8 protein-coding genes are annotated in these 13,388 nt (G+C 42.5%); 7 read left to right on the top strand and 1 reads right to left on the bottom strand.

All coding sequences use genetic code 11. From position 1 onward, the window contains the following. Nucleotides 1-2 precede the first annotated feature (2 nt). From AB5062_RS01700 to fmt, 7 genes are all read left to right on the top strand, one after another. Complete coding sequence (locus AB5062_RS01700; RefSeq protein ID WP_234241307.1) at nt 3-3,083, top strand: efflux RND transporter permease subunit; 3,081 nt, start codon at nt 3-5, stop codon at nt 3,081-3,083. After that, complete coding sequence (locus AB5062_RS01705; protein WP_007839821.1) at nt 3,070-4,557, top strand: TolC family protein; 1,488 nt, start codon at nt 3,070-3,072, stop codon at nt 4,555-4,557. Before AB5062_RS01700 ends, AB5062_RS01705 begins: the two co-directional genes overlap by 14 nt. Beyond that, nucleotides 4,554-7,730, top strand: coding sequence for an efflux RND transporter permease subunit (locus AB5062_RS01710; protein WP_119064162.1), 3,177 nt, complete (start codon nt 4,554-4,556; stop codon nt 7,728-7,730). The genes AB5062_RS01705 and AB5062_RS01710 overlap by 4 nt, the downstream gene beginning before the upstream one ends. A gap of 89 nt (nt 7,731-7,819) precedes the next feature. Next, nucleotides 7,820-8,983, top strand: coding sequence for an N-acetylglucosamine-6-phosphate deacetylase (gene nagA, locus AB5062_RS01715; RefSeq protein WP_011964604.1), 1,164 nt, complete (start codon nt 7,820-7,822; stop codon nt 8,981-8,983). 166 nt (nt 8,984-9,149) lie between these two features. After that, nucleotides 9,150-9,725: an L-threonylcarbamoyladenylate synthase gene (locus AB5062_RS01720; protein ID WP_005842961.1), complete on the top strand. Its 576-nt coding sequence runs from the start codon at nt 9,150-9,152 to the stop codon at nt 9,723-9,725. A gap of 8 nt (nt 9,726-9,733) precedes the next feature. Further along, the gene (locus AB5062_RS01725; RefSeq protein ID WP_005842960.1) at nt 9,734-11,536 is read left to right on the top strand and encodes a chloride channel protein; all 1,803 of its coding nucleotides are present in this window, start codon (nt 9,734-9,736) and stop codon (nt 11,534-11,536) included. A 13-nt stretch (nt 11,537-11,549) separates the two neighbouring features. Next, entirely contained in the window at nt 11,550-12,524 is a 975-nt protein-coding gene (fmt, locus tag AB5062_RS01730) for a methionyl-tRNA formyltransferase (protein ID WP_005851165.1), read from the top strand. Nucleotides 12,525-12,596: 72 nt separating this feature from the next. Here the strand turns inward: fmt and AB5062_RS01735 are convergent, their stop codons facing one another. After that, nucleotides 12,597-13,379, bottom strand: a complete 783-nt coding sequence (locus AB5062_RS01735) for a NigD-like protein (protein ID WP_008670208.1) — start codon at nt 13,377-13,379, stop codon at nt 12,597-12,599. Between the last annotated feature and the right edge of the window lie 9 nt (nt 13,380-13,388).

A 13,388-nucleotide genomic window follows, 5' to 3' on the forward strand; every position in this document is an offset into this window, starting at 1 on the left:
GTATGGTTAAGTTCTTATTGCAACGCCCCATTGCGGTGCTGATGGCCTTTACTGCCTGCTTTATTGTGGGGCTGGTGACCTACTTTTCGCTCCCTGTATCTCTGCTGCCCGATATTGCCATACCGCAGATTACCATACAGGTAACGGGTGAGAATTCATCGGCGCGGGAACTGGAGAATACAGTGGTTACCCCTGTGCGCAGACAGTTGCTGCAAGTGGCCGGACTGAGAGAAATAAAAAGTGAAACCCGTGACGGGGCGGGTGTGATCCGTCTGGAATTTGACTTTGGAGTGAATACCGACCTGGCATTTATAGAGGTGAATGAGAAGATAGATGCCGCTATGAACAGTCTTCCCAAGGAAGTGACACGTCCCAAGGCTATCAAAGCAAGTGCAACGGATATTCCTGTACTTTATGTCAATATGACTTTGAAAAACGACGGTGCTTATCAGGAAACCGACGAGCAACAATTTCTGGAGTTGTGCGAATTGGCGGAGAATGTGGTGAAACGCCGCATCGAACAGTTACCCGAAGTGGCTATGGCGGATATAACCGGAGTGCCCGGAAGGCTTTTGCAAATTGTTCCTGATAAAAATAAACTGGCCATGACAGGTATCAGTGTGGAGGATATAGAGAATACACTTTCCGCCAATAATGTAGAGCCGGGAAGCATGTTGGTGAGGGATGGTTATTATGAATATAATATTCGCATAGCTACCCTGCTTCGTACCCCGGAGGATGTGAAGAATATCTATATCCGCAAGGGGGAACGTATTATGCAGTTGAAAGAGCTCTGCAAAGTAGATATTGTTTCGCAAAAAGAGATGGGACGTTCCGTAGCCGGAGGAAAAAGGGCGGTGACGCTGGCCATTATCAAGCAGAGCGATGAAAATATGGATGTCATGAAAGAGAAGCTGAAAGAAACAACCGATTATTTTGCTTCTCTATATCCGGATATTGAATTCAGCGTAAGCCGTAATCAGACGGAATTGCTGGACTATACCATTTCGAATTTGCAGCAGAACCTATCTTTGGGTTTCTTGTTTATCTTTATTGTAGCCGTGCTGTTTTTGGGGGATGTCCGTTCACCGTTGATTATCGGCATCAGCATGGTTACTTCTATTGTAATCACATTCTTTTTCTTTTATTTCTGTCATGTGTCGCTGAATGTGATATCACTTTCGGGCTTGATTCTGGCAGTAGGTATGATGATAGACAGCGCCATTATTGTAACGGAAAATATTTCGCAGTATCGTGAACGGGGGTATTCTCTGAAACGTTCGTGTGCCGTGGGCACGACGGAAATGATCACACCGATGCTCAGTTCGTCCCTTACAACCATTGCGGTATTTGTGCCTTTGATATTTATGAGTGGCATAGCCGGAGCTATTTTTATGGATCAGGCTTTTTCTATCACGGTGGGATTGATGATATCTTATATTACGGGTATTATGTTGCTGCCCGTATTGTATCTGTTGTTTTATAAGGTCGGTATCCGCAGTAAGGGATTTCTTTCCAGACGTTTTGACAATCTGCTGAAAAATGAGTGGCTGGAAAGCTTTTATGATAAAGGGATTGACTGGGTGTTCTCACATAAAAAGCTTTGTGTGACCGGCACGCTGGCAACCCTTCCACTGTGTGTGTTTCTTTTTTATGTAATGGAAAAAGAGCGTATGCCGCAGATTGACCAGAATGAACTGGTGGCAAGGATAGAGTGGAATGAGAATATCCATGTGGACGAGAACAACCGCCGGGTGGATGATTTAATGAAACAGGTGGACGACCGGGTAACGGAGCATGCTGCTTATGTGGGTATGCAGGATTATATATTGAACGGGGGTAGTGAACTTTCGTCTACCGAAGCGGAACTTTATTTCAAGACGGAAAAGCCATCCGGAATCTATTCATTGCAGGAATTATTAGAGAAGGAGATAAGAGAGAAATATCCGTTGGCTGTGGTTACTTTCTCACCTCCCGAAACAATCTTTGAAAAATTGTTTGTGACAGGAGAAGCGGATGTGGTAGCGGAACTCCATACGGCGAATAAGTCGCAGGCACCGGATGCGGAGCATTTGCAGCGGTTGGAAAAGGAAATTACGCGGGTGGCGGGTAATATTCCGACAGGCATCGCTTTCCGGAATCAGATGAATCTGATAATCAATAAAGAAAAACTGTTGTTGTATAACGTATCATATGATGAATTGACGCGGGTGCTCCGCACGGCTTTCAAAGAAAACAAGGTTTCCGTTTTACGCTCTTATCAGCAATATCTGCCTATCAGTATTGCCGGAGAGGAAAAGAGTGTAAATAGTGTATTAAGTGAAACTTTGGTGCGGACGATGGCGGATGGTAACGGAGAGGTGAATCATATTTCTTTGAATAATCTGGTGACGGTAGTGCCCGCCGAAGATTTGAAGAGTATTACGGCGGGAAAGAACGGAGAATATATTCCTTTAAGTTTTTATGATGTGAAGGATGCACCGGAACTGATGCGGAATGTAAAAGAGGTGGTTAGTGAGGAAAAGGAATGGGAAGTGGATTTCTCGGGTAGTTTCTTTTCGAATGAAAAAATGATGGGGGAATTGACAGTGATTCTTTTTGTTTCTTTGTTGCTGATGTATTTTATCCTTTGCGCGCAATTCGAGAGTTTCCTGCAACCGCTGATTGTCTTGATGGAAATTCCTATTGATACGGCTTTTGCTTTGCTGGCATTATGGGTTTTCGGTCACACGTTGAATTTGATGTCTGCCATAGGCATTATCGTGACTTGTGGTATTGTGGTGAATGACTCTATTTTAAAAATGGATGCCATCAATGAATTACGGAAAGCGGGGATGCCTTTGGTGGAAGCCATTCATACAGCGGGCAGGCGCAGGTTGAGAGCGATTATCATGACTTCGCTGACAACTGTCTTTGCAATGGTTCCGTTGCTGTTTACCTCGGATATGGGGTCGGAGATGCAGAAGCCTTTGTCTATTGCCATGATTGGCTCTATGGTGGTGGGAACTTTGGTCAGCTTGTTTATCATTCCTTTAATATATTGGTTTATTTATAGAAAACATGACAAAAATGAAGTACATTAGCATATGGATGGTGGGGTGTATGCTGTTGTCTCTCGGAGCAAAGGCGCAGCAGGTGGTGAAGCTGGATTTGCAACGCACGATAGAGATTGCGAATGATAGTTCCTTGTCCGCTTTCAGATATCAGAATCTTTATTTGTCGGGATATTGGGAATATCGTACTTACAAGGCGAACCGTTTGCCGAGTCTTACGCTGGATCTGACTCCGGCTAAATATTATCGCTATATCACCCAGCGTTATGATTCGAATGAGGATATGGATGTATATCGTGAACAACAGATGTTCAGCGCATCGGGTGGATTGAGTATCAAACAGAATCTGGACTGGACGGGCGGTACTTTCTATATTGATTCGGAACTGGACTTTATGCGTAATTTCGGTGACTCAAAGTCTACACAGTATTCCAGTATCCCTGTGCGTGTGGGATATCAACAGAGCCTGTTGGGATATAATGCTTTTCGTTGGGACCGGAAAATAGAGCCGTTGAAGTATGAAAAGGTGAAGAAGCAATTCATTTATAACACGGAAATGGTTTCAGAAGAAGCGGTGACTTATTTCTTTGCGTTGGCTATGGCACAGGCGGATTACCGCTTGGCGGAGGAGAATGTGGCGTCCAGTGATACCCTTTATAGCATCGGACTCCAGCGTCATAAGATAGCAGCCATATCACGTGCCGATTTGCTGACATTGCAGCTGGACAAAGTGAATGCGCATAATACGTTGCAGAATGCGCAGATTGCTTTGAAACGCGCTATGTTTTCATTGGCTTCCTTTCTGAACCTGGATAAGAATACTGTGATTGAATTGGATATACCGGGACGTCCCACAGGAAAGATGATTCCCGTAGATGATGCGTTGATGCGGGCCAAAGAGAATAATCCTACTTTCCTGGAACAACGGCAGAATGTGCTGGAAGCGGAACAGAATGTGGACAAGACAAAGAAAGAATCCCGTTTCAATGCCAGCTTTAATGCCAGTGTGGGCTTTAACCAGGTGGCGGATAAACTGGGAGATGCTTACAGGCATCCTTTGCAACAGGACTTGGTTTCTGTCAGTGTTTCTATTCCTTTGATTGACTGGGGGGTGAGAAAGGGTAAATATAATATGGCGAGAAATAATCTGAATGTGGTGAGGATTGCCGCCCGTCAGGAAGAACTGAGTGTGGAGGAAGAGGTGATTATGACGGTGAATGATTTTAATATTCAGCAGAGTTTGATTGCGAGTGCGGAGGAGGCTTTGGATCTTGCCGTAATGGCATACGAGCAGACACGCCAACGTTTTATCATCGGAAAGGCGGATGTGAATAGTCTTACTCTTTCGTTGAACCGCCAGCAGGAGGCGCAGAAAAATTATATTTCGGCTTTGCAGAATTATTGGTTGAATTATTATAAGATACGTAAACTGACGCTGCACGATTTTGAGTCCGGTTTTTCCCTTGCGGACAAGTTTGATTTTAATACAGGAATTTATCGATGAGTAATCTGCGTAACCTCTCCTCGTTTACCTTGATAGTGACATTTGTCTGCCTGTCACTGATAGGGGTGGTATTAGTACCGCTGTTGCCGGTTAAGCTGGCGCCGTCGCGTACCTTGCCCGGTCTGACTGTTTCTTTCAGTATGCCCGGCAATTCGTCACGGGTTATTGAGGCGGAGGTTACCAGTAAACTGGAGGCGATGATGGCCAGAGTAAAGGGAATCAGGAAGGTGAACTCTACTTCGGATAACGGCAGCGGCTCAATTTCTTTGGAACTGGACAAGCATGCGGATATTGACGTTACCCGCTTTGAAGTGTCTACCATCATCAGACAGACCTGGCCTCAGCTGCCCGAGGGGGTGAGTTATCCTCAAATCAGTACGCGACGTTCGGATGATAAGGCATCCAGACCTTTTATTACTTATACACTGAATGCGCCTGCCAATCCTATTTTGATTCAGCAGTATGCGGAAGAGAATATCAAGCCGGTATTGGGACAGTTGAAGGGGATTTATAAAGTGGAACTGAATGGAGCTACACCTATGGAGTGGCAGTTGGAGTATGACAGTGACCAGCTTTCACGTTTGGGAATCACACTGCAGGCTGTGCAACGGGCCATTAACCGCCATTATGAAAAAGAATTTCTGGGGATCTGTTCTATTGAAAAAGGTGCGGAGGGCAGAGAGTGGATCAGACTGGTACGTACATCTACTGAAAAAGAAATGGAATTTGAACCGGGAGCCATTCAACTGCAAGCCGAAGATGGAACGATGGTTATGCTGGATAAACTGATAAAGGTAAGGCATGTGGAAGAACGACCGCAAAGTTATTACCGGATAAACGGGCTGAATTCTGTCTACCTGTATATCACGGCCGAGGAAACAGCCAATCAATTAAATTTAAGTGGGGAAGTGAAGCACCTTATGGGTGAGTTGCAACAGAAGATGCCTCCGGGTTATGAGGTACATATCAGTTATGACGCTACGGAATATATTCAGAAAGAATTGGATAAGATTTATTTTCGTACCGGACTGACTGTATTGATTCTATTGTTGTTTGTAGCGTTGATAACACGGAATCTGCGTTATCTGTTCCTGATTGTGGCCAGTCTGGTGGTTAATATATCTGTTGCCGTCATTCTTTATTATACATTTGGTTTGGAAATGCAGCTTTATTCATTGGCGGGCATTACCATCTCATTGAATTTGGTGATCGATAATACGATAGTGATGACAGACCATATTCTGCATCGCCGCAATCTGAAGGCGTTTGTTTCTGTACTGGCAGCCACGCTGACTACTATCGGGGCATTGGTTATTATCTTCTTTCTGGATGAGAAGATACGTCTGAACTTGCAGGATTTTGCAGCGGTGGTCATTATCAATCTGGCTGTATCTTTGTTTGTTGCCTTATTCTTTGTTCCGTCCATGATTGATAAAATAGGTTTGAAGAAGAAAAAGAGAAGAAAAAGAAGACGTTTTCTGCTCAGACCTACTTTTATGAAACGGTTGACTGTCTATTTTACCCGTTTCTATCAAGGGTTGATTTATTATTTATGCCGTTTCAGGGTGATAGCTTGCCTGCTGTTGCTGCTGGGGTTCGGTCTGCCTGTATTTATGCTGCCCGAGAAGATGGAAGGAGAAGGTAAATGGGTGGAATATTATAATAAGGTATTTGATAATTCCACTTTCAAGGATAAGGTAAAGCCGGTAATCAACAAGGCTTTAGGTGGTAGTCTCCGTCTTTTTGCAGAGAAAGTATACGAGGGAAGTTATTTCAATCGAGATGAAGGTGAAGTGGTGCTTTCCGTTTATGCTACTTTGCCTAATGGCAGTACATTAGAGCAGATGAATGTGCTGATAAAGAGGATGGAAACTTATCTGAGCGATTTTAAGGAAATTAGGCAGTTTCAGACGTATATCTATAATGCGCGTCAGGCTAATATTCAGATTTATTTTACAAAAGAAAATCAGCGGAGCGGATTCCCGTATACTTTGAAAGCTAATATAATCAGTAAGGCACTGACTTTGGGAGGTGGTAGCTGGAGCGTATATGGTTTGCAAGATCAGGGATTCAGTAACGATGTGCGTGAGAGTGCCGGCAGTTTCCGTGTGAAACTGTATGGGTATAATTACGACGAACTTTCTTATTGGACGGAACGGCTGAAGGAGAAGTTGTTATTACACCGCCGTATCAAGGAAGTGACGGTAAATTCGGAGTTTTCTTGGTGGAAAGATGATTATAGTGAGTTTTATCTGGATTTGGACAGGCTGAGGATGGCGAAAGAGAATGTTACAGCCACGCAGCTGTTTACCGCTTTGCGCCCTGTATTCGGACGGGATATTTATTGTGGTAACGTGTTGTTTGATAATCAGACGGAACAACTGAAGCTTTCATCGCTCCAAGGGCAGCAATATGATGTATGGGGCTTGGTTAATATACCGTTTTTCATCAATGGCCGTTCTTATAAACTGGCCGATTTCGCTACTGTTCAGAAAGGACAGTCACCCCAGAAAGTTGCAAAAGAAAACCAACAATATCGGCTTTGTCTGCAATATGAATATATCGGTTCTTCCGAACAAGGAAAAAAACTGTTGAAGAAAGACTTGGAAGAATTTAATAAGATATTGCCTATGGGATATACAGCCGAAAATGAGCAGGATTACTGGTCATGGAATAAGAAAGATAACAAGCAATACGCATTGCTGTTGATTGTAATCGCCATTATTTTCTTTACGACGGCTATTTTGTTTAATTCCTTGAAACAGCCTTTGGCTATCATTTTTGTTATTCCGATATCCTATATCGGCGTATTCCTTACGTTTTATCTTTTCGGACTGAATTTTGATCAGGGGGGATTTGCTTCTTTTGTATTACTTTGCGGTATTACAGTAAATGCCAGTATTTATATTCTAAATGAATATAATGCGATAAGAAAAAGGTATCCTCTGTTATTACCGGTACGTGCCTTCACCAAGGCATGGAATTCGAAAATTCTGCCTATCTTTCTGACGGTCGTTTCTACTATTCTGGGATTTATTCCTTTTATGGTGGGAGATGGAAAAGAGGCTTTCTGGTTCCCTTTGGCAGCAGGTACTATAGGCGGGTTAGTTATGTCTATACTTGGAATATTTTTGTTTTTGCCTATATTCTCATTGAAGAAACAAAAAAGATAATAAAGAATTTACTTTTCTTTCTCGATAGAAGTGTTTACTTTTGTTGTTACAAAAAGCATTAAATAAATATTATCTAATACTCGCTAATCATGTTGACTCAAATTATTAACGGCAAGATTTTTACTCCGCAAGGTTGGCTGGACGAAGGCTCTGTACTGATACGGGATAATAAAATATTGGAAGTGACTAACTGTGACCTGGCACTGATCGGTGCAAAATTGATTGATGCTAAAGGGATGTATATTGTACCCGGATATGTGTGTATGCATGCTCATGGCGGTGGTGGTCACGATTTTAATGAATGTACGGAAGAGGCGTTCCGCGCAGCTGTAAAAGCGCATCAGAAGCATGGGGCGACCAGTATTTTCCCAACTTTGTCTTCTTCTCCTTTTTCAGAAATCCGTAAGGCGGTAACTGTGTGCGAAACCTTGATGAACGAGAAGGACAGTCCTGTGTTGGGGTTGCATGTAGAAGGCCCTTATCTGAATCCGAAAAGAGCAGGTGAGCAGTTTGCCGGGAAATTGAAGAATCCTGATAAAGAGGAATATACTTCTTTATTGGAAAGTACTGACTGCATCAAGCGTTGGGACGCTTCACCTGAACTTCCGGGCGCGTTGGAATTTGCCCGCTATTTGAAATCAAAAGGTATATTAGTGGCTGTGTCACATACAGAATCGGAATACGAGGGGATAAAAGCTGCGTTTGAAGCTGGGTTTACTCATACTGCCCATTTCTATAACGGTATGCCGGGATTCCATAAATGTCGTGAATATAAATACGAAGGGACAGTGGAAAGTGTTTATCTGACAGACGGAATGACCATTGAATTGATTGCCGACGGTATCCATTTACCTGCTACTATTCTTCGGTTGGCTTATAAGTTGAAGGGAGTGGAAAAAACTTGTTTGGTTACGGATGCTTTGGCATATGCCGCCGCTGATGGAATGGAAATAACAGATCCTAATGTGATTATAGAAGATGGTGTATGCAAAATGGCTGATCATTCTTCATTGGCAGGTAGTATAGCAACCATGGATGTATTAGTACGGACAATGGTAAAAGCTGGTATTCCGCTGGCCGATGCCGTGCGGATGGCTTCTGAAACTCCGGCACGGATTATGGGAGTGGATGACCGGAAGGGGGCATTGCAGAAAGATATGGATGCCGATGTGTTGATTTTGGATAGAGAACTGAATATCCGGGCGGCTTGGGCTATGGGCAGGCTGGTGGAGGATACGAATACTTTGTTTTAAAATAGAAGATAAAGGGAGAATTAGTATCCTTATTGTGTGGACAAGATGCCTTGACTGTTTCGGAAAACAATCAAGGTATCTTTTTTTCGGGTTTAACTCGTCATTATCAAGAGGATTTGCTACATTTGCAACTTGTTAAAATGAGAACCAAATAATAAAAAACGATATGAACGGAGATTTTAGAGAGGATTTGAAGAGAGCCTGTGAAGTGATGCAGAAGGGAGGAGTGATTCTTTATCCTACTGATACTATTTGGGGAATAGGTTGTGATGCAACTAATCCGGAGGCGGTGAAACGAGTTTATGATATAAAGAAGCGTGCTGACAGTAAGGCGATGCTTGTATTGGTGGACAGTACGGTAAAAGTAAATTTTTATGTTAGTGATGTACCTGCGGTAGCTTGGGATTTGATTGAGTTTACCACAAAACCATTGACTATTATTTATGATGGGGCACGTAATCTGGCTGAGAATTTGCTGGCTGAGGACGGCAGTGTAGGTATTCGTGTTACGGCTGAGGAATTCTCCAAACAACTTTGTTTCCGGTTTCGTAAAGCTATTGTGTCGACTTCTGCCAATATCAGCGGTCAGCCTTCACCTGCCAACTTCAGTGAAATCAGTGAAGAAGTAAAACAAGCTGTAGACTATATTGTGGAGTATAGACAAGATGAAGTGGGGCATCCCAAACCATCCAGCATTATCAAACTGGGTAAAGGGGGAGAAGTGAAGATTATTAGAGAGTAAAAAAAGGAATGGACGCAATTATAGACGAAAATAAGAAAAGTTGGTTACAGCGCTTTATCTTATGGCGCGAAAAGAAGATAAAAGAGAAACACTTTATTCTTATATTAAGTTTTCTTGCTGGTATTTTTACGGCATTGGCCGCATGGTTTCTGAAGTTTCTAGTAGAATGGATCAAGGAATTTCTGACTGAAAATTTTGATTCTACAGGAGTCAACTGGTTGTATTTGGTGTATCCGGTTTTTGGTATTTTTCTTACCGGATTGTTCATTCGTTATATTGTGAAAGATGACATCAGTCATGGGGTGACGAAAATATTATATGCCATATCCCGTCGCCAAAGCCGCATCAAGCGGCATAATACATGGTCGTCTGTGATAGCCAGTGCCATTACTATCGGTTTTGGTGGTTCCGTAGGTGCAGAGGCTCCGATTGTGCTGACCGGATCGGCTATCGGTTCTAATTTGGGAAGTGTATTCAAGATGGAGCATAAGACCCTGATGCTGTTGGTGGGGTGTGGTGCGGCAGGTGCTGTGGCCGGTATTTTTAAGGCTCCTATTGCAGGCTTGGTTTTTACTTTGGAAGTCTTGATGATTGATCTGACGATGGCATCATTGTTGCCTCTTCTTGTTTCCTGTGTCACGGCAGCTACTGTTTCTTATATTCTTACCGGTCCCGATGCCATGTTCAAGTTCCATATGGATGAACCGTTTCTGATGGAGCGCATTCCTTCGGCAATTCTGTTAGGCATTGCGTGCGGATTGGTTTCTTTGTATTTTACGCGGGCTATGAATTCTGTGGAGAATATATTTCGTCGATATAGTAATCCGTATATCAAGCTGGCTATAGGCGGTGCAATGCTGAGCATATTGATTTTCTTGTTTCCTCCATTGTATGGTGAAGGATATGATACTATTAATTTATTGCTGAATGGCGTAACCAATCATGACTGGAATACAGTAATGAATAACTCTATCTTTTATGGGTTCGATAATTTGTTACTCGTTTATTTGGCCATGATTGTACTTTTCAAAGTCTTTGCTTCCAGTGCAACGAATGGCGGTGGTGGTTGCGGGGGAATTTTTGCTCCCAGTTTGTTCTTGGGGTGTATCACCGGGTTTATCTTCGCTCATTTCTGTAATGAACTGCATGTAGGTCCTTATATCCCGGAGAAAAATTTTGCCTTGTTGGGAATGGCGGGATTGATGTCGGGAGTAATGCATGCTCCGCTGACTGGTATTTTTCTGATTGCAGAACTGACTGGCGGGTATGATTTGTTCCTTCCGCTGATGATGGTATCTGTCAGCTCTTATCTTACCATTATGATATTCGAGCCGCATAGTATTTATTCTATGCGTTTGGCTAAGAAAGGTGAATTGATAACGCATCATAAAGACAAGGCCGTATTGACTCTGATGAATATTGACAGTGTGGTTGAAACTGATTTTGAGAAAGTGCGTCCTGATATGGATTTAGGTGAAATGGTTAAAGTCATTTCGCAGGCTAAACGCAATTTGTTTCCGGTAGTGGATGTCAATGGAGAACTTTTGGGCATTGTGGTATTGGATGATATCCGTAATATTATGTTCCGTCAGGAATTATACCATCGTTTCAAGGTGGAAAAATTTATGATTTCTCCTCCGGCACGGATCAATGTTACTGATTCAATGGAAGAAGTGATGAAGAAGTTTGATGATACAAAGGCCTGGAACCTGCCTGTGATTAATGAAGAGGGAAAATACAAAGGGTTTGTTTCCAAGTCCAAAATATTTAATTCGTACCGGCAGGTGTTGGTTGATTTCTCTGAAGATTAAATAATGTAAGTATATGGAAAAGAAAGATTTGCGGATCGTATATATGGGTACTCCCGATTTTGCGGTGGAGAGCCTGAAAAGATTGGTTGAAGGAGGCTATAATGTAGTAGGTGTGATAACTATGCCCGACAAACCGATGGGACGACATGGCAGTGTGCTGCAACCTAGTCCGGTGAAAGAATATGCTGTTTCTCAAGGTCTGAGGATACTTCAGCCGGAGAAATTGAAGGATGAGGCTTTTATAGAGGAACTCCGGTCTTTACAAGCCGATTTACAAATTGTAGTTGCTTTCCGTATGCTTCCCGAAATAGTATGGAATATGCCGCGTTTGGGCACATTTAACTTGCATGCATCTTTATTACCTCAATATAGAGGAGCTGCTCCTATAAATTGGGCGGTGATAAACGGAGATACGGAAACTGGTATTACGACTTTTTTCTTGAAACATGAGATAGATACCGGTGAGATTATCCAACAGGTGCGCGTTCCTATTGCTGATACGGATAATGTGGAAATAGTACATGATAAGCTGATGTATTTGGGGGGAGATTTGGTTTTGGAAACCGTGGATGCTATTTTGAATGGAAGTGTGAAACCTGTTCCTCAGGAAAGTTTGATCCGGCAGGAAACGGAGTTGCGTCCGGCACCGAAAATATTTAAAGAGACTTGCCGTATAGACTGGAATAAAGGTGTGAAGCAGATTTATGACTTTATTCGCGGGCTGTCTCCTTATCCGGCTGCATGGACCGAACTGTGTGTGGCTGATGGAACACGTCAGGTTTTAAAAATATATGAAACGGAGAAAGTTTTTGCTTCACATGAGATGAATATAGGCGATATCCGTACGGATATGAAGACCTATTTTCAGGTGGCTGTAAAAGATGGTTTTATTAATGTGCTTACTTTGCAGCTGGCAGGAAAGAAACGTATGAATGTGGCTGATTTTTTGAGAGGCTACAGAACTTCGGATAATAATAAGGTGGAATAAATGATAAAGGCTGTATCGAAAGATTTTCGGATACAGCCTTTTCGTTACAATAAGACAAGGAGTTGTTAAGAATCATTTAGTTTTTGTGTTGGATATACCTTTCTGTATGAACGGAAAGTTTGTAGATTTACTTTTATTATAACTTACTGTAACGGTTTCTTCGCCATTGTTAATGGTATTCATTTTTATTTTAAATCCTTGTAGCTTACCCTCTTTATATCCGGGAACATCCAATAAAGGGAAGGATACATAACCGGAACTCGGATATTCCTGTCTGTCACCTTCGGCATTGTGGCGTAATTCTACGGCCATATATCCGTTTGCGTCAGGAACAGTTCCTTCTGTGGCTACAAGGCTGATCCGATGTTTGATATTAGAGTTGAAACCTAATATTTGGAACATAAGGGTCAGGTGTGTCTTACCCATAATGGGAGTGATGAGGTTGATTCCATCATGTCCGTAAATATCTTCCTCATTTTCTTTTAATGTATCCATTCGTTTGGTTAAAATCTTCTGCAAGTAATCTATAGAAATAAAAGGTCCTTTCTTACTTGCATCTCCGGTCGGATTGTCTGCATTTATATAGGTATAAAAAATACGTTGCCCCGGATTATTTGTTTCAAAACGTGTTAATTTATCGGGATTCACTACGTATGCTACTCCATCATTATCGCTTTCTATCATTGCTTCACCGGGTATTTCGCTGGGGGTCACTACGGTTGCTAAAGCGGCGTTAAAAGGCATTCCTGCCTGCATGTCGTAGATGTCATCATCATAGTCATCCAGGCAAGATTGCATAAATGGAATCAGCATTACCATAATTATAACAATAACTGTCGCTTTATATTTTCTCATATTCTCTGT

This window comes from Phocaeicola sp. RTP21359st1_B8_RTP21360_211022, from assembly GCF_040911965.1.
In the GTDB taxonomy this organism is placed as follows: Bacteria; Bacteroidota; Bacteroidia; order Bacteroidales; family Bacteroidaceae; genus Phocaeicola; species Phocaeicola vulgatus.

What these genes read in the sequence shown, in the direction of transcription:
- AB5062_RS01700 (WP_234241307.1), top strand. Translation starts at nt 3, where the DNA reads ATGGTTAAGTTCTTATTGCAACGCCCCATTGCGGTGCTGATGGCCTTT.
- AB5062_RS01705 (WP_007839821.1), top strand. Translation starts at nt 3,070, where the DNA reads ATGAAGTACATTAGCATATGGATGGTGGGGTGTATGCTGTTGTCTCTC.
- AB5062_RS01710 (WP_119064162.1), top strand. Translation starts at nt 4,554, where the DNA reads ATGAGTAATCTGCGTAACCTCTCCTCGTTTACCTTGATAGTGACATTT.
- nagA (WP_011964604.1), top strand. Translation starts at nt 7,820, where the DNA reads ATGTTGACTCAAATTATTAACGGCAAGATTTTTACTCCGCAAGGTTGG.
- AB5062_RS01720 (WP_005842961.1), top strand. Translation starts at nt 9,150, where the DNA reads ATGAACGGAGATTTTAGAGAGGATTTGAAGAGAGCCTGTGAAGTGATG.
- AB5062_RS01725 (WP_005842960.1), top strand. Translation starts at nt 9,734, where the DNA reads ATGGACGCAATTATAGACGAAAATAAGAAAAGTTGGTTACAGCGCTTT.
- fmt (WP_005851165.1), top strand. Translation starts at nt 11,550, where the DNA reads ATGGAAAAGAAAGATTTGCGGATCGTATATATGGGTACTCCCGATTTT.
- AB5062_RS01735 (WP_008670208.1), bottom strand. Translation starts at nt 13,379, where the DNA reads ATGAGAAAATATAAAGCGACAGTTATTGTTATAATTATGGTAATGCTG.